This window comes from Sphingobium fuliginis, assembly GCF_015074805.1.
In the GTDB taxonomy this organism is placed as follows: Bacteria; Pseudomonadota; Alphaproteobacteria; order Sphingomonadales; family Sphingomonadaceae; genus Sphingobium; species Sphingobium fuliginis.
In genome coordinates, this window is the sequence record NZ_CP060036.1 from 597,913 (window position 1) to 617,248 (window position 19,336).

Below are 19,336 nucleotides of genomic sequence, written 5' to 3' on the forward strand. Positions count from 1 at the left end.
GGGTCAGCCCTTCAGATGGGCAGGCAGATCCTGCATGAAGACGGCCTTGATCTCGGTGAAGCCGTGCAACCCTTCCTCACCGCCCTCGCGGCCCACGCCGGACTGTTTGAAGCCGCCATAGGGAATGGTGTAGTCGATGACGCGGCCATTATGGCCGAAATTGCCGGTACGGATGCGGCGGGCGACCTTGTAGGCGCGCTCGACATCCTGCGTGAACACCCCGCCCGACAGGCCGTAGATATTGTCGTTGGCGATGGCGATCGCCTCTTCCTCGCTGCCATAGGCGATGATCGTGCCGACGGGTCCGAAAATCTCCTCGCGGGCGATGGTCATGTTGTTGCTGGCGTCGGTGAACAGGGTCGGCTCCACGAACCAGCCCTTGTCGAGATGAGCCGGGCGGTTGCCGCCAGTGACGATGCGGGCGCCCTGCGCCTTCCCCTGCTGGATATAGTCGAAGACGCGGCCATGCTGGCGCTGGGTGACGAGCGGGCCCATCTGCGTCGTTTCAGTGAAAGGATCGCCCACCTGCACATATTGCATGGCGGCGGCGAGCGCTTCCTCCACCGCGCCCTTCAATGAGGCGGGCACTAATATGCGGCTGAAGGCGGCGCATTGCTGGCCGCACAGCCCGACCAGGTTCGGCATGATCCCTTCCACGACCTTGCCGATGTCGGCATCGTCCAGGATGATGGCGGCGGACTTGCCGCCCAGTTCCGTCGTGATGCGTCCCGACCGGGCGCTGACGACCGAGGCGATGTGCAGGCCGGCGGCGGTCGAACCGGTGAAGCTGACCTTGTCCACCCCTTCATGGCGGATCAGATAATCGGACACTTCGCGATCCGCCGTCAGGACGGAAAAGACGCCGTCGGGCACGCCCGCCGCCGCGATGCATTCGGCCAGGATCAGCGCTTCCAGAGGCGTTTCGGGCGAAGGCTTGGCGATGATCGTGCAGCCTGCCGCCAGCGCGAAGGCGACCTTCAAGGAGAGCGTGGCCAGCGGCGCGTTCCACGGCACCACGGCGGCGACGACGCCCACCGGCTCGCGCACGACGATGGCATGCCCGCCGGCCAGGGCGGGGCGCACCTCCTCAAACCCCTTTTCGGCAAGGTCCGCGGCATAGGTGTAATAGCCGCCCATGAAGGGGGCCGTCATCGACGATTGCGAATAGGGCATGCCCACCTGCAGCGACCAGGCGCGGGCGAAATCGTCGTTGCGCCTGGCCATTTCCTCAGCGATGCGGCGCAGATAGACGGCGCGCTCCGGCCCGGTCATGCGGGGCCAGGGGCCGTTGTCGAAGGCATTGCGCGCCGCCGCGATGGCGCGGTCCATGTCGGCGGTGGTCGCCTTGGCGACGCGGCCCACTTTCTCCTCGGTGGCGGGCGAGATGATCTCGATACCGTCCGATCCCGAAGAAGGGGACCAGTCGCCGCCGATGAACAGCTTTTCGGGGTTCGCGAGGTGGAGAAGCGTATCGGTCATGCGCGATTTTCCTTCTGGATTCGGCAAAGAAAGGGCGGCTGCTTAGGTCTCGACCACGACAGGCAGCGACAGGATATTGGCGACGCCGCCATCGACCGGCAGCATGTGGCCCGTGATATAGGCCGATGCGTCGGACGCCAGGAACTGGACGGGGCCGACCATCTCCTTCGGATCGCCAAAGCGGTCGAGCGCTATGGCGCTGCGGAAGATTTTCGCCCGCTCCGGATGGCCGACGGTGGGCGCTGCCATGTCCGTGTCGAAGAACCCGGGCGCGATGGCGTTGCAGGTGACGCCATGGGGCGCCAGGTCGGCCGCGATGGATCGCGTCAGGCCCAGCACCGCATGTTTGCTGGCGACATAGGCGGACAGGTTCGGCCGCCCGGTGTCGGAGACGTAGGAGGCGAAGTTGATGATCCGCCCCCATTTGCGCGCCGCCATGCCTTTCGACAGGTCGCGGCACAGCAGATACATGGACGATACGTTCACATCGAACATATTCTCCCAATGGGCGAGGGTGGACTCGTGGAGCGGTCCCCATCCGCCGATGGCGCCGTTATTGACCAATATGTCGATGGCCGCGCCTTCGGCGTTCAGCCTGTCGGTCGTCGCCTGCACCGCGTCCAGATCGGCCAGGTCGAACGCGATCGTTTGCGCCCGCCCGCCAGCCGCCCGTATTTCTTCGGCGGTTTCCTCCAGCTTCGCGCCGTCCCGCGCCGCGAGGATCAGCGATGCTCCCGCGTCCGCCAGCCCCAGCGCGATCGCCCTGCCCAGGCCGCGGGAGGCTCCCGTGACCATCGCCGTGCGTCCCGCGAGCGAGAAAAGCCCCGACATTCTTATCCTCATCCTTGGCCAAGACTACGTCCCGATGCAGTCATAGCGCTGGCGACCCCCGGATTTCGATGGCATCCGCCAAGCCATCATAAGGGCGATGTTCGTCGGTAAAGTCCGACATAAGGCTTGCGCACCCTTCATCCCTCCCCGCTATGCACGGTGCTGAGGATAAGGAGAAAGGCAGCATGGTCGAGGCGCAGAGCAGCGTGGAGGCGGAAGCCGATTATGTCATCGTCGGCGCGGGATCGGCCGGCTGCGTGCTCGCCAACCGGCTGAGCGCCAACGGCCGCCACAAGGTCGCGCTGCTGGAGGCGGGCGGCGACGACCGGCCGTTGCAGAATCTCTTCAATCCCGCGCAGGCGATGAGCACGATGAACATTCATGTGCCCGCCGGTTTCACCAGGATGCTGAAGGACCCGCGCATAAACTGGAATTACATGACCGATCCCGATCCGGGTTCGGACGGCCGGCAGCATTTCTTCCCGCGCGGCAAGGTTCTGGGCGGTTCCTCCTCCATCAACGGCATCCTCTGGGTGCGCGGCTTGCCGGAAGATTATGACGGCTGGCGGCAAAGGGGCCTGACCGGCTGGGGCTGGGACGAAGCGGAAACCTATTTCCGCCGGATCGAGAACCAGCAGGGCGAAGGCGCCAGCCGCGACCAGCAGGAAGGCCCGCTCAAGATCAGCGACGTGCCGATGCGGCACCCGATGCTGGACATCATGACGAAGGCGTTCGAGGAAGCGGGCGCCCCGGTGGCCAAAGACCTGAACGGCACCACGCGGGAGGGCGTCGCGCGGGTCCGGCTCAACGCCCATAAGGGCCTGCGCGTATCGGCGGCGGTCGCCTATCTGCACCCGGCGATGAAGCGGCCCAATCTGCAGGTCATCATCCATGCCCACGTCACGCGCATCCTGTTCGAAGGCAGGAAGGCCGTCGGCGTCGAATATTGGAAGGGCGGCCGGCTGCGGCAGGTGCGCGCGCGCCGCGAGGTCATCCTTTCGGGCGGAACGATCAATTCGCCCCAATTGCTGGAACTGTCCGGCATCGGCCAGGGCGAACGTCTGCGGGCGCTGGGCATCACGACGCTGGTGGACAGCCCGAACGTCGGTGAGAATTTGCAGGACCATTATGCATCGATGGTCCGCGCTCGCCTCAAGCCGGGCGCTTCCAGCTTCAACGCCATGTCGCGCGGCCTGCCGCTGGTGGGGCAGATGATCCGTTTCGCCGCGAGCCGTACCGGACTGCTGGCGCTGGGTGGGTCGAACCTGACGGCCTTCCTCAAGTCCGATCCGGCGCTCGATCTGCCCGACCTGCAATTCTTCGCCAGCCCCGCCACGGTGGATTTCGAGGCGCTGGCCAAAAACGGCGCCATGACGATGGAAAAGCTGCCGGGGATGACGGTGGGCGGTTATGTGATGCGGCCGCAGTCGAAGGGCTCCATCCATGTGAAGAGCGGCGACTTCCATGATGCGCCCTCGATCAAGCCCAACTTCCTGTCGGCGGAGGCGGACTGCCGCGCTCAGGTCGGCGGGCTGCGTTGGGCGCGCCGCGTGATGGAAAGCCCCGCGCTCGCGCCCTATTTCGACCATGAACTGACGCCGGGGGCAGCGCTGCAAAGCGATGAGGAATTGCTGGCCTTTGCGCGGGCTAGCGGGTCGACCGGTTATCATCACACCTCCACCTGCGCCATGGGCGTCGGCCCGGATGCGGTCGTATCCGGCACGCTGAAGGTCAATGGCGTGAAAGGCCTGCGGGTCGTCGACGCCTCGGTCATGCCCGCCGTCGTGTCGGGCAACACCAACGCAGCGACGATGATGATCGCGGAGAAGGGTTCCGACCTGATCCTTGCAGAAAGCTGATGGGAGTGGCGCCGCCGCCTGTCTCAGTCAGCGATGCTTTGGATTGAAGCGCGACTTGCTCCTGCACAGGAACGCGGTTCAAACTAGGCCGCGTGGACAATTCGGAATGGCGGGAAATGGCCAATCCAAGACATTCCCCTCCCGTAAACGGGAGGGGTTAGGGGTGGGTGCGAGCGCAGCGAGCTTCTGACTTAGCCGTTGCAAAACAGCGCAGATGCCGCGCCAGCCCACCCCCTAGCCCCCTCCCGCCTGCGGGAGGGGGAATGTCCTGATTCCACCCAAATCACTCAGTCCGGCGAGTCTGGAATTATCCACCCCGCCTGGGCAGGACAAACTCTAGGCTTCCCGCCGCACCTGCTCACCGAACAGCAGCAGCGACTGGTCCGTCGGCAATGCGGCCCAGATCTGGCGCGCCGCGCTGTCTATGTCCATGACGCCGATGCCCTGTTCCATCTGCCTGCGCATCTGCGAAGCGATCGGATAATGGTCGTCGGCCATCGCCGCGACATGCCGGGTGAGGGGGGTGTCGACGAAGCCGGGCCGCACCGCCGTGACCCAGACGTTGCGTCTATCCCGCATCGCCAGTTCCCGGCGCGCCACCCGCACCCACATTTCCAGGGCGGCCTTGCCGGCGCAATAGACGCTTTGTCCGATGGTGGGAGAGCGGGCGGAGGAAGAGGACATCATGACCAGCCCCGCCTCTCCGGCAAAACCGCTCTCTCCGACCGCGCGCAGGAACATCTCTCCCAACCGAAGCGGCGCGGCGACATTCGCGGTGATGTCGCGGGCATAATCGTCCGGCGGCACCTCTCCGACAAAGCCCGTCATCCCCTTCATATGCGCGTTCTGGATGAATATCGCGCGGGCACCCCGAAAATTGGCGAGGCTATCGGCAAAATGCGCGCCGACATTGTCCCAACTCTCGGGATCGGCCAGGTCGAGGAAGATGCTCTCATGATGGGGATGCGGCCGCCGCGACAAATTGATGATGCGCGCATCGCCATAGGGAACGTTGCGCGCCAGGCCCAGGCCGATGCCCTCGGTCGCGCCCGAAATCCATATCAGACTGCCGCGTTCCGCATCCGCATCTTCTTTATCTGCATTTTGCATGTATGATTTTCATCATGACGACTATCTACTGTCAAATCGTGCCGCCGCACCATCGCATGGATGATGCTGCTCCCCGCCCTGCTTGCACCCCTGGGGAGTGCAGGCCATGGAAATCGGGTATCACCCTATAGTCAGCCGGAGCCGATCCGATGGAATTGCGCCTCGATCCCGATCTTCAAACCTTCCGGACGGAAGTGCGCGCCTTTATCGACAGCGTCTTGCCCGCCGACATGAAGGAGCGCCAGCGTCGGAAGGTCGCCAACAACGCCGCCGTGCCCGACTTGCTGGAATGGATGCGCATCCTCAACGCCCATGGCCGATCCGTGCCGCACTGGCCGGTGGAGTTTGGCGGCTGCGGCTGGACTCCGATGCAGCTCTTCATCTTCAATGAGGAATTGTACAAGGCCGACGCGCCCGAATTCGACTGGGGCGGCACGCATATGCTGGGGCCGGTGCTCTACACCTATGGTTCCGATTATCTGAAGGACAGGTTCCTGCCCATGATCCGCGAAGGCGCGACGATGTGGGCGCAGGGCTTTTCCGAACCGGGGTCGGGCTCCGATCTCGCCTCGCTGCGCACCAGCGCCGAACTGGTCGGCGACAAATATATCGTCAACGGGCAGAAGATCTGGACCAGCGGCGCCGCGCATGCGGACTGGGGCTTTTTCCTGGTCCGCACCGACAAGACTGTAAAGCCGCAGCGCGGCATCAGTTTCCTGATCATCAAGATGGACACGCCGGGCATCACCGTGCGCCAGATTCCGCAGATCAATGGCGAGGCGCATCTGTGCGAGGTGTTCCTGGACAATGTCGAAGTGCCCGCCGACCAGTTGATCGGGGAACCGGGCATGGGCTGGACCTATGCCAAGTTCCTGCTGGAGCATGAGCGTACCACGTCCAGTTTCATTTACTGGAGCAAGCGTGAGCTTGCCCGCGCGAAGGACATCGCGCTTGGCGAAAGCGTGGGCGGCCGCCGCGTCGCGGACGATCCCGCCTTCCGGGCCCGTTTCGCGAAGGCGGAGGCGGATCTGCTCGCGCTGGAATGGTCCGTGCTGCGCGTGCTGGCGCATGAGGAGTTGGACGAGCCGGAGGCTGCCGCCGCCTCCGTGCTGAAGATCAGGGGCTCGGAACTCCAGCAGGAAATCACCATGTTGCAGGTCGACGCCATGGGCGCCAAGTCGCTGCGCTTCTTCGACGCCGCGCCCGTCCCGCCGCCGGCGCCCACCGACGTGTGGCCCGACTATGCGCCCGGCCGGACCACCGTGGCGCTGATCAACCGGGCGGCGACCATCTATGGCGGCTCGAAGCAGATCCAAAAGAATATTCTGGCCAGGCTCGCCTTCGGCCTTTGAGGGGAAGACAGGGACAATGGATTTCGCGAAGTCGGACATTCAGGCGATGCTTCTGGACAGCGCCGATCGGCTGCTGTCCGAAAATGCCGACGTCGAATATTGGCGGCATCAGCGATCGAGCGCGCTGGGCTTTGACGAGGCGCGCTGGGCGCAGTTCGCGGAACTGGGCTGGCTCGCCCTGCCGGTGCCGGAGGCAGCGGGCGGTCTGGACGGCACGATGGAGGATATTGCGCTGCTCAACATCGCGCTTGGCAAGGCGCTGGCGACCGAACCCTATGTCAGCACGGTCGTCCTGGCCGATCATGTGTTCAAGCAGGCGGCGGACGAAGCGCGCGCATTGGAATTGCTGGGGGAGATCGCGGGCGGCACGCTGCGCGTCGCGCTCGCGCATCAGGAAAATGGCGCTCATCCGCTCGATGTCGAAGTGACGGGCACACAGGCTCGTCCTTCGGGCGACGGTTATATTCTGTCGGGTGCTAAAATCATGGCGCTCGATGCACCGGGCGCGGGGCAGTTGATCGTCTCGGCTCGCATCGAGGGAGAGGAGGGCATCGGCCTGTTCCTCGTGCCCGCCGATGCATCCGGCCTTTCCGCCCGGTCCTATGCGTTGATCGACGGCACCCGCGCGTCCGACATCGTCCTTGCCGATGTAAAGCTGCCGTCCGCGGCTCTGCTGATCGGCGGCAATCGCGGCTCGGCGGTACTGCGCGAGGCGATCGACCGCGCTTCGATCGCGCTGATGGCCCAGGCGGTGGGCGCGATGGAGGCAGCGAACAAAATCTGCGGCGCCTATGTTCAGGAGCGGAAGCAATTCGGTGCCGCGATCGGTTCCTTCCAGGCGATCCAGCATATCATGGCCGATAATTTCGTCGCGGCCCATCAGGCGCGATCCATGCTCTATCATGCCTTGGCCAATGCCGATCAGGATGAGGCGAGGCGGTCCGCCGCGCTCTCCGCTGCGCGGCTCGTCGTCGGGGAGGCCGGGCAGACCGTCTCGCGCAACGGCATTCAGGTGCATGGCGGCTATGGCCTGACCGATGAATATGCGATCGGCCATTATTTCCGGCGCCTGATGTGCATCGAAAAGCAATATGGCGACCTGATCCAGCATGGCGAGCGGTTCGGGAACAGCATCTTCGGCTAAAGCCTGTCCCGATCAGGGCCGAGGCACAAGCTGTTCCCGCGCAGGCAGGAACGGGTTTGACCGAAGCAGGAAAATTCGCCTGGGCGGGAATTTCGGTCCTTGGCCGGGCAGGCGGATCGCGCCCGCCCCTTGCGGATCGTATCGGCCTATGGCTTTGTGGCGCGATGACGGGAAGGGCCAGGACTGGGGAAGGGCGGCGGGACCTTGAGGCATGCCGCGCCGCGCTGGAGGCGCATTATGCGGTGCATCGCACCATTCCATCCATGGCGGGCCTTGCCCGGCTGTGGGACTATGCCAGCAAATCCTCGGCATCCCGGCTGGTCGATCAACTGATCGAGGCGGGCGTGCTGCTCTGGTCGACCGACCGGCGGCTGGCGCCCGGCTCGGCCTTTCGCATCCTGCCCGACCCGCAGGCGCAGGTCAGCGATGCTCCGTACCTGAACGATATGGGTCCGAACGATAATGGCCGGCACAATCCCGATCCGCTTCAGGCCGCGCTGGCAGCCTGGGCGACCGACTATGATCCCGTGCTGGTCCGCGCCTATTCCGTCACCACGCGCCTGCTGCGCCTCGCCCGCAGCATGGAGCGGCATATGACGCAGTCCGCCGCAAGGGAGGGGCTGACCTCGGGCGACGTGCTCCTGCTCGATGCGTTGTACCGCGTGGGGCCGCCCCATCGCATCGCGCCGACCGCGCTCAAACATTATTTCCTCATGTCGCTGGCGGGCGTCGCCAAGCGGGTCGACCGGCTGGAGGCGCTCGGCTTCATTCGCCGCGTTCCCAATCCCGACGATCGGCGCGGCCTGTTCATCGAATTGACCCATGCAGGTCGAGCCGCGCTCACCAGGCTGGTGGCGGTCGATCGCACCGCTCCGCACATCCTTTGGCCAACGATGCTCAGCGATCGGCAATATCAGGCCATGATAGAATCCCTGACGGTCGCGGAAGCGGTCGTGGCCGCTGCCGATAAGAACGATCGTTCCGAATTTCCTCCTCCAGATATGTGATGTTCTGCCGGTTCATTGACTTTTCAGCACCAATCCGATCCAGTTTCCATATCTTGGTAAACTAAATAGGAGCGGATGATGCGGAGCAGGTCGGAAAAGGTTGGAAATGTCGCTGCCCTTTCGACCGGCATAGACGCTTCGGCTCTCATTCGTAGCTCGCAGATGATCGCCGGCCATTTCGATACGCCCGATCCCGCGCTGGTCGGACGGGTCAAGCGGTTCATAGCCTGGCTGAACGACCAGCCCCCTCTGCGCGCGGAGCAGAAGGCCGACGTCGAACTGCAACTGCGCAAGCTGTTATCGACGCGCCTGCGCCTTGCCGCCGATCGCAAGCGCATTCCCGCCATTGCCGAGGAGAAGATCGAGCGACCCATTTTCGTCATCGGCTTCGGCCGTACCGGCACCACGCTCATCCATTCGCTGCTGGCCGAGGATATTGGCGCCCGCGCACCGCTCTGGTGGCATAGCCATTCGCCCAGTCCGCCGCCGGGCGAGGTGCCGGCGACGCCGGAACGGATCGAACTGGCCGCCAGGGAACTGGACGAGATGCTGATGCGCTCGCCCGGTCTGCTGACCCTGCACCCCTATTGGGACAAGCGCGGACATTGCCCGATCGAATGCGAGGAAATCTTCACCCTCGACTTCCAGAACGCCTATCCTTCGCTGCTGTACAAGCTGCCTGCGCTGGCGATGATCCTCGACGCCAGCAATATTGCCGATGCCTACCGCTTCCATCGCCAGTTCCTCCAGCAGTTGCAATGGCGGCAGCCCACCAGTCATTGGGTGGTCAAGGGCATCTATCACCAGTTCGCTCTGGACGCGCTGTTCGAAGCCTATCCCGATGCGCTGTGCATCTGGCCGCACCGGGACCCGGTTCAGGTTCATCCGTCGATCATGGCGATCACGGCCGTGCTCTATGGCGGCATCACCAACTGGCAGATGGATTTCCAGGCTCTTGGCCCCGCCTTTGTCGAAAGCATCGCCGCATCGTTGTCCGAAACGATGGAAAATCCGCTGGTGGACGATCCGCGCATCTTCCATGTCGATTTCCACGACCTGACGCGCGATCCGGTGGACGTCATCCGCCGCGCCTATGGCCATTGGCAACTGGATTGCACACGGGAATTCGAAGCGCGGATGCGGGCCTGGCTGGCCGATCCCGGCAATGCCTCCAACCGCTATGGCCGCTACGATTATGCGCTGGAGCCTTTCGGCCTCACCCGCGAGATGATCGAGACGGCGTTCGAGGGCTATTCGCGCCGGTTCAGGCTGGGGCGCTTCGCCTGACGTTCGGCCTGATGCCGAATGCCGACATGAGAGAGGGCTGATGACTAATCCAATCGCCAATGCGGATCAGTTCGCCGCCGAAGCGGAAGTTCGCGCCATGTGGGACGATGCGGCAACCAGGGCGGCGCGCGACCATTGCGCGCAGCTCTGGCGCGTGGGTCATGGCAGCGACGTGCCGCCGGAGGTCGAGCCGCTTTTCGACGCGGCGATGGATGCGTGGATGGGCAATTACCTGTTCAAGGCGGCGGCCCGCGATCCGATCCGGCCTCGCTTCGTGCGTAATTTCATGCCGGGCCATGGCTGGAAGGGCGCGGTCGTGCCCGATGCGCGGATGGGCGGCGACAATCCCGACAATTGTTATCGCCTCGCGGGCATCGCACATGGCGGCCGTTATCGGATCGCTGGCCGGGTGATCGACGCTTGCCCGGCGCATGTGTCCTTCACGCTCGTCGAGAATTGGGGCACATCGATGACCGTCCAGACAGTCGAACTGCCCGGCATCGATGTGACGCAGGACGGTCGCTTCACGATCACCATAGACGATCAGCCCGCCAATGGGCGGCGCAACCACATGACGACCAATCCACGCGTCAAATTCCTGTTCGTGCGCGATTCGATGATGGATTGGGAAAGAGAGACGCCACTGGCTCTGGAGATCGAACGGATCGATGCGGCCGGCGCCCAGCATTTCTCCTTCGAGCGGCGGCTGGACGAAGCGCTGCGGCGGGCGCGGGAAGAGGTGCCGCTCTATTTCTGGTTCTTCCGCCTGTCAGCGGCACGTCGGGCCAACAGCATGCCGCAACCCATGCGCACGGCCAGCGTCGGCGGCCTCGTCACCCAGGCAAGCAGCATCGGAAGACTTCGTCTGGAGGAGGATCAGGCGGCGATCATCCGCTTCGACCCCGCCGGCGCGGCCTATAGCAGCCTGCAACTGGCGATGTGGTGGTACCGGTCCATCGACGCGCATCTTTTGCAGAGCGGCCTCTCCGCGGCACAATCGGCGCGCGATGCCGACGGGCTGATCACCGCGGTCGTTTCGGCGCGCGATCCGGGCGTCGCCAATTGGGTGCAGACGGACGGATTGCGCGACCTGTTGCCGATGATCCGCTGGCAGGGTCTTCCGGAAACGCAGCAGGGCGCTGGGCCGATTCACTGGCTCGACATCCTGCCCTTCGACCGGCTGGACGCGCATTTGCCCGCCGGCATCGTGCGGACGAACCGGCAGCAGCGCGAGGATCAACTCCGCGCACGGCGCGCCGCCTGGTCGCGCAGGATCAGCGTTTGAGTGAAAATATCCGGGCGGCCGGACAAAAGCATCCGACGAAGATCTGGAGATTTGCTGTGGTCGGAATGTTGATGCCCATGTAACCGCCAGGAATGGAAAGCGAAAAGCCGGCGGTCGAACTGTGGCCTGGAATCAACCATCCGCTCAAATCTTCATCCTCTTCCTCCGGCGATCAGAAGATCGTGTATCTGATGATGCATAACATCCGCTAATCAAGGGTTTGGCATGGCCGGAAATGAGGCTAGCTGGCTTTCATCCGTTCGCCGGCTTCAGAGCAGAGCCTATTGGCCGGTTCCATCCAGTCCTTGAGAGGATGCAATGACCTATCGACGCTATCTTGCCGCGACCTGTGCGGCCCTGTTCATATCCGCGCCTGCCTTCGCGCAGGATAATGCGCAGCCGCAGGCCGAAGGCGTGTCGAGCGGCGACATCGTGGTCACGGCGCGCCGTCGCGACGAAGCGCTCCAGGATGTGCCGATTTCCGTCTCCGCCATTTCGGGCGAACAGCTTTCCCGCTCGGGCGTGACCGACGTTCAGGGTCTGCAATATCGCACCCCTTCGCTGTCGATCACGAGCGCGCAGAGCCAGCGCAACACCGTCGCCTTCTCGCTGCGCGGCCAGCGCACGCAGGAAACGCAGCTTTTCACCGACCCGCCGGTCGGCACCTATTTCGCTGAAGTAGTGCAGCCGCGCCCCTATGGTTTCGGCAACAGCCTTTACGATCTGGAATCGGTTCAGGTTCTGAAGGGCGTCCAGGGCACGCTCTTCGGCCGCAACATGACCGGCGGCGCGGTGCTGGTCGAGCCTGCTCATCCGAAGCTGGGCGAATTCGCCGGCGAAGTGCGCGGCCAATATGGCAATTACGACATGCACGACCTGTTCGGCATGGTGAATGTGCCGGTCGGGGATTCCGTCGCCCTTCGCTTCGCGGGTAAGACCCGCGAACGCGACGGCTGGGCGCGCGACATCGGCAGCGGCCTGCGCCTCGACAACCAGAATTACGACACGTTCCGCGTGTCGGCGCTGGTCTCGCCGGGCAACGGCATCGAATCGCTGACTATATTCGACTGGTTCAAGTCGCGGGAAAACGGCACGGCGTCTTTCCTTACGTCCATCAACTATCCTTCGGCTCTCAACAACTATGCCAGACTCGCGGATATTCCGGGTCAGTTCGCGGAGGCGCAGCAGCTTTTCCGCTCGCGCCGCTTCACGCTCAATTCCGGGTCGGGCAATGGCAGCAATCTCGACGTGTTCGGCCTGCCGCGGGAGAGCATCAAGAACTGGGGCATCACCAACAAGACGACCTGGGATCTGGCCGACGGCCTGACGCTGAAGAATATCTTCGGTTATCGCAAGGAGCGTCGGGATACCGTTCAGGATTATGACGGCATTCCCGCCTTCCTGATCGCCCCTTATCAGTTTGCGCGTTCACGCAACATTTCCGAAGAACTGCAACTTCAGGCCAAGATGTTCGAAAACCGGCTCGACCTCATCGTCGGCGGTTATTATTTCGAGGAAAAGGGCATTGACGGTTCGCTCGCCAATACGCTGCCTCAACTGAATATCCTGGGAGCCGGCCTCAATCCTGCGACGACAGACGCGACGCTGTTCGTCACCAGCAATCCGGGCGAAGGCTATTCGCGCACCGCGGCCGCATTCGTCGCCGGCACCTTCAAGGTCACGGATCAGCTCAGCCTGTCCGGCGGTCTTCGCTATAATTATGACAAGCGCAAGATCACCGTTTCGCCTTCGCAGCCCAACTATCCCAATGCTGACGGCACCTTCGGCCGCTGCTCGTTCGACACCGATACGTCGACTGCCGGCGTTCAGCGGGTTCCGCTCAGCCAATGTTCCTTCACCAACAGCAAGTCGTTCAAGGAATGGACCTACGACGCGACGGTGCAATATGAGCCGAGCCCGGAAGTCACCACCTATGCGTCCTATCGCCATGGTTTCCGCGCGGGCGGCTTTTCGACCCGGGCCACCGACGCGATCACGCTGCGGCCGTTCCTGCCCGAATTCGTCGATGAATATGAAATCGGCCTGAAGACCAACCACCGGCTGGGCGCGGGCCGCCTGACCACCAGCACCGCCCTGTTCCGTCAGGACGGCAGCGACGTGCAGAAGCAGCGCGCGACCTTCATCGACGGCAATGTCTTCACCATCGTCGACAACACCGCCAAGCAGCGCAATGTCGGCGGCGAGTTCGAGGCGAATTTCAGCACCGACAGCTTCTCGCTGGCGGCCTTCTATTCCTATACGAAGGTCGACATCCGGGCGGGCCGGGTCGTGCTGAACGGCCTGACCGAGTTCGAACAGCGCGGGGTGCCCAAGCATCAGCTCGGCGCCACGGCAACCATTTCGCCGCCGGTCAGCGAAGATCTGGGCCAGCTCAACTTCGTCCTGAACTATACCTGGCGCAGCAAGATCTATCTCGACGACTTCGAGATACAGGGCGTGCAGCCCGCCTATTCGCTGATCAACCTGCGCGCCGAACTCAACAATGTCGGCGGTTCGGGCGCTTCGGTGGCGGCCTTCGTCAACAACGCGCTGAACGAGACCTACCGCATCGGCGTGCTGGGCCTCATCGCGGAAGGGCTGGGCTTCCAGAACAGCGTCTACGGCGAACCGCGCACCTATGGCGTGGAAGTCGGCTTCAAATTCTGATCCGGCCCGGGCCGTGAAGCATCAAGGGGGCGCAGAGTTCTGCGTCCCCTTTTTCTTGCACGCCGCCGTCTGGCATTCTGTGCGGAAACGACGCTGGAGAGAATGATGAGTGAGGCTTATCCCGCCGATGCGCTAGCCCTGCCGTTGACGCCGCAGCAGATCGACAGCGCGTGGCTGACCCGCGCCTTGCGCCAGCGGCTGCCTCATATATCCGTTGTTGAATCGCAGGTGATCGATGTCATTCTCGGCACATCGACCAAGATTCGCGTTCGCCTCGCCGTGGAAGGGGAGGGCGCCGGGCAGATTGGCGAAACCCTGATCGTCAAGGGCGGCTTTGAGGAGCATAGCCCGAAGATGGCGGCGATGTACGCCAATGAAACGCGCTTCTACGCCGACATCCAGCCGCTCATCCCCATGCCGTCGCCGCGCGCCTATTTCGCGGGCACCGACCCCCATTCGCACCAGTCCATCGTCATCATGGAGGATCTGAAGCGCCCCGGCGTCGATTTCTGCGACGCCTTGCGTCCGCAGCGGTTCGACCAGATCGCCCGCCGCATGGAGACCATGGCCGCCTATCATGCCGCGACCTGGGCTTCACCCCATTTCCGGCCCGGTGGCCGCTGGGCCGACATCGCCAGCCGGTTCGACGGTTGGGGGCTGGACTATATGCGCCGTTATCTCCTGCCCGATGTCTGGGCGCATTATATGGCCTCGCCGCGTGGCGCGGCCGTCTCCACCCGGCTGCACGACCGCGACTGGATGGAACGGGCGCTGATGACCATAGGAGAGATTCAGCGCGCCCAGCCCCGCTGCCTGATCCATGGCGACACGCATCTGGGCAATCTCTACATATTGGAGGACGGCACGCCCGGCTATTTCGACGCGCAGGTGGCGCAGACCGCCTGGCACCATGAAGTCTCCTATCATATCGTCTGCGCCGCCGACCTGGCTGACCGCGCCGCATGGGAAGGCGATCTTCTGCGTATCTATCTCGACGCGCTGGCGCGGGAGGGTGGTTCCGTTCTGGATTGGGAATCGGCCTGGCTCGACTACAGGCGGTCCATTCTGTGGGGCCTGTTCATCTTCCTCACCAATGAGGTGCGCTTCCAGACCGAGGCCGTCAACACCGCCTATGCCGCCCGCTTCGGGCAGGCGGCGCTCGACCACGATCTGCGTCTCCTATTGCCCTAAGGCAAATAGGAGACGCAGCGCGCGTTCATATCGCCAGTTCATTCATGAACTTGTCGATTCTGGCGTTCAGCCTGTCGACCAAAGCCCGGTCCGAAAGCTCCACATAATAACCAAGCTGCTCCACCGTATCGAGGTGGATCACCGCCGCATCGCCATTGGGCATTTTGGCGCCCCAACTCTCGAACACGCAATCGACGCCATCGGGCCGCTGCGACAGGTCGTCGACCGCATAGCCGAGATGGAAAATGCCTTCACCGCGCGTTTCCAGCCATTCCCTGGCGTTCCCTTGGCCGACCACCGGCTCGATCATTTCCAGATAGACGTCGCCCCATTTGGTGAAGGCGTTCCTATTGGCGAAGCGCCCGCGCCAGTCGCGATAGCGCCCTTCATAATCGGTATCGAGCCGCCAGAAAGGCCCAAGGCCCAGCAGATTGCGATAATGCGCCATGCCTGCATCGATGTCGCGCACGACGACGCCGATCTGATAGAAGTCGCCCTTGAATTTCATGGTCATGCTCGCTTCCATTCTGTGATCAGCCCGCGGCTTGGGCCTTCGCCTGGTCGCGCAGCAGGAATTTCTGGATTTTCCCCAAGGGCGTGCGCGGAAAGTCATCCACCAGGAACAAATGGCGCGGCACCTTGTAATTCGCCATCTGCTCGCGACTCCAGGCGGTCAGTTCAGCCAGCGTCAGCGCCGCGCCTGCCTTAAGGATGACGCAGGCTGCGCAGACCTCGCCCATGCGATCGTCGGGCCAGCCGATGATGCAGACATCAGCGATGGCGGGATGTTTGCGCAGGATATTCTCGATCTCCGCCGGATAGGCGTTGAATCCGCCGACGATGACGACATCCTTGAGGCGGTCGAGAATGCGGAGCGTGCCGTCCTCGCCAATGCACCCGACATCGCCGCTATGAAGCCAGCCATCCGCGTCGATCGTCGCCGCGGTCTGCTCCGGCTCCTCGAAATAGCCCTGCATGACCACTGGCCCGCGAATCAGCAGTTCGCCGCTTTCTCCGGGAGGCAGCGGATTGCCGTCCCCATCGACGATGCGCAGTTCGACGCCGGGCAGCGGCTTGCCGACGGTCTTCGCAATGGTTTCAAAGCTGGCGTCGGGATAGTTGACTGTGGCCAGCGCCGTGCATTCGGTCTGGCCGAAGCTGGTCAGGAACAGGTCGAACCCGAATATTTCCCGCCCGGCGCGGATCAACTCCACCGGAACATTGGATGCGCCCGTATGCCCGACCCGCAGGGATGAGATGTCGAACGCGCCGAAACGCGGATGCTCCATCAGCGAGAAGAAGATGGTCGGCGGTCCCATCAGCACGCTGATCTTCTCGCGCTCGATCAGCCCCAGCAGCGCTTCCGCGTCGAATGTCGCCAGCGGATAGACGGTGATTCCCGCGACCAGCGCGGAAATCCAGCCCGACCGGTAACCGAAGCTGTGGAAGAAGGGATTGACGATGGCCATGCGGTCGCCCGCCCGCAGGTCGTTGGATTCGTTCCAGATGGCCGGCACCCACAGCGCCTGCCCATGATTGTGCATCGCGCCCTTCGGCTGCCCGGTGGTGCCGCTGGTGAAAAGAATGTCCGCGATGGTCTGCGGCGTCACGGCCGCGATTCGCGCCGCCAGCGCGGCCTCGTCCGCCTGTTCGCGCTGGAAGGCGGCGAAGGCAGGCCCGTCCAGCGCCACGATATGGCTCAACCCCGGCAGGTCGCGCACCGGCCCGGTTTCGCCTGCGCCGCCGCCCGCCTGAACCAGCATGGCGGCATAGTCATTGCCCAGAAATCCCGTCACGGTGAACAGGATCTTGGCGCGCGTCTTCGCCAATATGTAGAGCGCTTCCCCACCCTTGAAGCGGGTGTTGACCGGCACCATGATCGCGCCGATGCTTTCCGCCGCCGCCGCCGCGATCATCCATTCCGGGCTGTTGGGCGCCCAGATCGCCACCCGGCCGCCATGGGCGACGCCATGGGCGATCAGGGCGCGGGCAAGACCGTCCACCCGGTCCTTATATTGCGCGAAGCTGATCCGCGCTCCGTCCTCGCCTATGATGAAGGGCGTGCTGCCATAGCGTGCCGCGACATGCGCGATGACTTCCGGCAATGTGTGTTCCAGCGTCTTCGGCAGGTCGGAAAAATGCGGATTCGCCATGGTCGTCGCGCCGGTCACAACAGCCCCTTTTCCTCCGCCGTCTGCACGTCCGGGGACACGCCCGCTTCCCGCATGGCCTCGATGACCGCCGTGGTGGCGGAGGCGATGCAGGGGAAGCCGACATAGGGCGTAAGCTGCACCAGCAATCCCTCCAGCTCTTGCGCCGTCAGTCCGTTGGCGATGCCGATCTTGACGTGGTTCTTCAGTTCCAGCGACTGTCGCATGGCGATGAGCGCCGATATGACGGCCATGCTCTTTTCCCTGGGCGCAAGGCCCTGATGCTGCCACGCGTCGTGAAAGGCCCAGCTTGCCGCCATGCGCGGAATGGGCGAGCCGAAACGGTCAGCGGTGCAGGCTTCCCGAAAGGCGTTGCCGAACCCTTCGCCCATGATGCCGCTGATGAAGTCGACGCCCGATTTCTGTTTCTCGTCCAGCTCAGCCATCCATTGCCTCCATGCGTTTTGATTGTCTGGCCTATGGGTGGCGGCGTGCCCGCGTCAATAACGCCGCCACCGCCATCGGAGGGTAACACACACTGATCGGCCATCTGATGGCATCAGCATCCCATCGCCTATGTGATGGCAGGGCCGGGCCGATATTCGCGACATGCAGCCATGCCTATATAGATTTCGACACTTACAGGTTTCGACACTCGGCGCCCGGGTTTGATGGCGGCGTGGTCCAGATCATATCGAATAACGTCATGGTTTTGGGGAAGGAACATCATGTCTGCACAAATCGAAGCGGCGGAAACTTCGCCTGTCTATTCCGGTCCGATCTTCGATGCCGATACGCATTTCTGGGAAACGGATGAGGCGTGGACGAAATATCTGCCCCAAGACGCCGCCGAACGTTATGGCGTCACGTTCAAGACAGGACCGGACAGCGACTTCGCCATGTATGTGGGGCCGCGCAAGGTGGAGATCAGCGCCGACCATCTGTTCGAGGATGGCCGCGTTCCCGCGCCCGGCAAGCTGCATGAATGGCTGCGCGCCATGAAGGAAGGCAAGGCCGAGATCGACATGCATGTGCCCAAGACCCCGGCCATGGTCGAGCCGGGGGAACGGGTGAAACTGCTCGATGCCTGGGATGTGCGTTCGTCCATCCTCTTCGTCGGCAACATGATCACGGCCATCAGTTTCCTGGACGACCCGCGCTATGCCTATCCGGTATTGAACGCCTATAATGGCTGGATGTACGACCAGTGGAAGTATAATTACAACGACCGCATCTTCTCATGCCCCATCATGACGCTCGACAATGTCGAGGAAGCCTGCAAGGCGCTGAAGGATGTCGTCGCCAAGGGCGCGAAGCTCATCCTGATGCCGATGGGCCCCTATAACGGCAAGGCGCCCGCGCATCCCGATCACGATCCCTTCTGGGCGATCGCCAATGAAGCCGGCATCCGCGTCGTCTTCCATGTCTCCGAAGCCATCTACATGAAGGATCATATGGCGCTGTGGGGGGAGGGGATGCAGCAATCGCGCATCCGGCAGTCCGCCTTCGTGTGGATGCACGGCTATTCGGAACGGCCGGTGATCGAGACGCTGTCGAGCTTCATCTTCTGGAACTTCTTCGAACGCTTTCCCAATATAAGGCTGCTGTCGGCCGAAAATGGCGCCGAATGGGTTCCGTCCATGCTGGTGAAGATGGACAAGTGCCGGGGCATCGCGAAGAACGGCCATTGGCCCGCCGGCCAGTTGAAGGACCGGCCGAGCGCCATCTTTGCTCGCCATATGTCGGTCGTCGCCTATCCGGAGGACGATCTGAAATCCATCATCGATCAGGTCGGCAATGCCGATTGGGTTCTGATGGGATCGGACTATCCCCATGCGGAAGGCGTCGCGGAACCGCGCCTGTTCGCGGAGGAAGCGTGCAGGGGCCTGTCGGCATCGGATGTGCGCAAGGTCATGTATGAAAACGGCATGCGCTTCATGGGCCTGCCGGTCTGAACCTGATCCGACCCGTCGC

The 19,336-nt window shown here is 63.2% G+C and carries 15 protein-coding genes; 9 read left to right on the top strand and 6 right to left on the bottom strand.

What is annotated here, in order from left to right; translation table 11 throughout:
• Positions 1 to 3 precede the first annotated feature (3 nt).
• Both H5V43_RS18880 and H5V43_RS18885 read right to left on the bottom strand, forming a co-directional pair.
• Positions 4 to 1,479: an aldehyde dehydrogenase gene (locus H5V43_RS18880; protein ID WP_025551343.1), complete on the bottom strand. Its 1,476-nt coding sequence runs from the start codon at positions 1,477 to 1,479 to the stop codon at positions 4 to 6.
• Between the two features lie 42 nt (positions 1,480 to 1,521).
• Positions 1,522 to 2,310, bottom strand: a complete 789-nt coding sequence (locus tag H5V43_RS18885) for an SDR family NAD(P)-dependent oxidoreductase (RefSeq protein WP_193666817.1) — start codon at positions 2,308 to 2,310, stop codon at positions 1,522 to 1,524.
• A gap of 185 nt (positions 2,311 to 2,495) precedes the next feature.
• On the opposite strand from H5V43_RS18885, the gene H5V43_RS18890 reads away from it, so the two are divergent.
• On the top strand, positions 2,496 to 4,169 hold the full coding sequence (locus H5V43_RS18890) for a GMC family oxidoreductase (protein WP_025551345.1): 1,674 nt from the start codon (positions 2,496 to 2,498) through the stop codon (positions 4,167 to 4,169).
• Positions 4,170 to 4,505: 336 nt separating this feature from the next.
• On the opposite strand, the gene H5V43_RS18895 is transcribed toward H5V43_RS18890, so the two are convergent.
• On the bottom strand, positions 4,506 to 5,279 hold the full coding sequence (locus H5V43_RS18895; protein ID WP_025550522.1) for an SDR family NAD(P)-dependent oxidoreductase: 774 nt from the start codon (positions 5,277 to 5,279) through the stop codon (positions 4,506 to 4,508).
• Between the two features lie 149 nt (positions 5,280 to 5,428).
• Between H5V43_RS18895 and H5V43_RS18900 the strand changes: the two genes are divergently transcribed.
• The 7 genes from H5V43_RS18900 (at position 5,429) to H5V43_RS18930 (ending at position 15,212) form a co-directional block, all read left to right on the top strand.
• Positions 5,429 to 6,631, top strand: coding sequence for an acyl-CoA dehydrogenase family protein (locus H5V43_RS18900; RefSeq protein WP_025550524.1), 1,203 nt, complete (start codon positions 5,429 to 5,431; stop codon positions 6,629 to 6,631).
• Positions 6,632 to 6,647: 16 nt separating this feature from the next.
• Positions 6,648 to 7,775: an acyl-CoA dehydrogenase family protein gene (locus tag H5V43_RS18905; protein ID WP_025550525.1), complete on the top strand. Its 1,128-nt coding sequence runs from the start codon at positions 6,648 to 6,650 to the stop codon at positions 7,773 to 7,775.
• A 56-nt stretch (positions 7,776 to 7,831) separates the two neighbouring features.
• The gene (locus tag H5V43_RS18910) at positions 7,832 to 8,782 is read left to right on the top strand and encodes a MarR family winged helix-turn-helix transcriptional regulator (protein ID WP_226870402.1); all 951 of its coding nucleotides are present in this window, start codon (positions 7,832 to 7,834) and stop codon (positions 8,780 to 8,782) included.
• A gap of 75 nt (positions 8,783 to 8,857) precedes the next feature.
• Positions 8,858 to 10,069: a sulfotransferase family protein gene (locus tag H5V43_RS18915; RefSeq protein ID WP_226870404.1), complete on the top strand. Its 1,212-nt coding sequence runs from the start codon at positions 8,858 to 8,860 to the stop codon at positions 10,067 to 10,069.
• A gap of 40 nt (positions 10,070 to 10,109) precedes the next feature.
• On the top strand, positions 10,110 to 11,354 hold the full coding sequence (locus tag H5V43_RS18920; protein WP_025550530.1) for a hypothetical protein: 1,245 nt from the start codon (positions 10,110 to 10,112) through the stop codon (positions 11,352 to 11,354).
• A gap of 318 nt (positions 11,355 to 11,672) precedes the next feature.
• Positions 11,673 to 14,021, top strand: coding sequence for a TonB-dependent receptor (locus H5V43_RS18925; RefSeq protein ID WP_025550532.1), 2,349 nt, complete (start codon positions 11,673 to 11,675; stop codon positions 14,019 to 14,021).
• A gap of 102 nt (positions 14,022 to 14,123) precedes the next feature.
• Positions 14,124 to 15,212 carry a phosphotransferase gene (locus H5V43_RS18930; protein WP_244968692.1) on the top strand — a complete coding sequence of 363 codons (1,089 nt, stop codon included), beginning with the start codon at positions 14,124 to 14,126 and terminating at the stop codon, positions 15,210 to 15,212.
• Positions 15,213 to 15,237: 25 nt separating this feature from the next.
• Here the strand turns inward: H5V43_RS18930 and H5V43_RS18935 are convergent, their stop codons facing one another.
• The 3 genes from H5V43_RS18935 to H5V43_RS18945 are packed head-to-tail and all read right to left on the bottom strand — an operon-like array spanning position 15,238 to position 17,808.
• Positions 15,238 to 15,726, bottom strand: coding sequence for a VOC family protein (locus H5V43_RS18935; protein ID WP_226870406.1), 489 nt, complete (start codon positions 15,724 to 15,726; stop codon positions 15,238 to 15,240).
• A gap of 19 nt (positions 15,727 to 15,745) precedes the next feature.
• Entirely contained in the window at positions 15,746 to 17,383 is a 1,638-nt protein-coding gene (locus H5V43_RS18940; protein WP_083198941.1) for an AMP-binding protein, read from the bottom strand.
• Positions 17,380 to 17,808 (bottom strand): carboxymuconolactone decarboxylase family protein, encoded by a 429-nt coding sequence (locus tag H5V43_RS18945; protein WP_025550538.1) that lies wholly within the window; start codon positions 17,806 to 17,808, stop codon positions 17,380 to 17,382. Before H5V43_RS18945 ends, H5V43_RS18940 begins: the two co-directional genes overlap by 4 nt.
• A 282-nt stretch (positions 17,809 to 18,090) precedes the next feature.
• Between H5V43_RS18945 and H5V43_RS18950 the strand changes: the two genes are divergently transcribed.
• On the top strand, positions 18,091 to 19,317 hold the full coding sequence (locus H5V43_RS18950; RefSeq protein WP_025550540.1) for an amidohydrolase family protein: 1,227 nt from the start codon (positions 18,091 to 18,093) through the stop codon (positions 19,315 to 19,317).
• Positions 19,318 to 19,336: the final 19 nt, after the last annotated feature.

What these genes read in the sequence shown, in the direction of transcription:
- H5V43_RS18890 (WP_025551345.1), top strand. Translation starts at nt 2,496, where the DNA reads ATGGTCGAGGCGCAGAGCAGCGTGGAGGCGGAAGCCGATTATGTCATC.
- H5V43_RS18885 (WP_193666817.1), bottom strand. Translation starts at nt 2,310, where the DNA reads ATGTCGGGGCTTTTCTCGCTCGCGGGACGCACGGCGATGGTCACGGGA.
- H5V43_RS18930 (WP_244968692.1), top strand. Translation starts at nt 14,124, where the DNA reads ATGATGAGTGAGGCTTATCCCGCCGATGCGCTAGCCCTGCCGTTGACG.
- H5V43_RS18880 (WP_025551343.1), bottom strand. Translation starts at nt 1,479, where the DNA reads ATGACCGATACGCTTCTCCACCTCGCGAACCCCGAAAAGCTGTTCATC.
- H5V43_RS18895 (WP_025550522.1), bottom strand. Translation starts at nt 5,279, where the DNA reads ATGCAAAATGCAGATAAAGAAGATGCGGATGCGGAACGCGGCAGTCTG.
- H5V43_RS18935 (WP_226870406.1), bottom strand. Translation starts at nt 15,726, where the DNA reads ATGACCATGAAATTCAAGGGCGACTTCTATCAGATCGGCGTCGTCGTG.
- H5V43_RS18950 (WP_025550540.1), top strand. Translation starts at nt 18,091, where the DNA reads ATGTCTGCACAAATCGAAGCGGCGGAAACTTCGCCTGTCTATTCCGGT.
- H5V43_RS18905 (WP_025550525.1), top strand. Translation starts at nt 6,648, where the DNA reads ATGGATTTCGCGAAGTCGGACATTCAGGCGATGCTTCTGGACAGCGCC.
- H5V43_RS18900 (WP_025550524.1), top strand. Translation starts at nt 5,429, where the DNA reads ATGGAATTGCGCCTCGATCCCGATCTTCAAACCTTCCGGACGGAAGTG.
- H5V43_RS18920 (WP_025550530.1), top strand. Translation starts at nt 10,110, where the DNA reads ATGACTAATCCAATCGCCAATGCGGATCAGTTCGCCGCCGAAGCGGAA.
- H5V43_RS18915 (WP_226870404.1), top strand. Translation starts at nt 8,858, where the DNA reads ATGATGCGGAGCAGGTCGGAAAAGGTTGGAAATGTCGCTGCCCTTTCG.
- H5V43_RS18925 (WP_025550532.1), top strand. Translation starts at nt 11,673, where the DNA reads ATGACCTATCGACGCTATCTTGCCGCGACCTGTGCGGCCCTGTTCATA.
- H5V43_RS18945 (WP_025550538.1), bottom strand. Translation starts at nt 17,808, where the DNA reads ATGGCTGAGCTGGACGAGAAACAGAAATCGGGCGTCGACTTCATCAGC.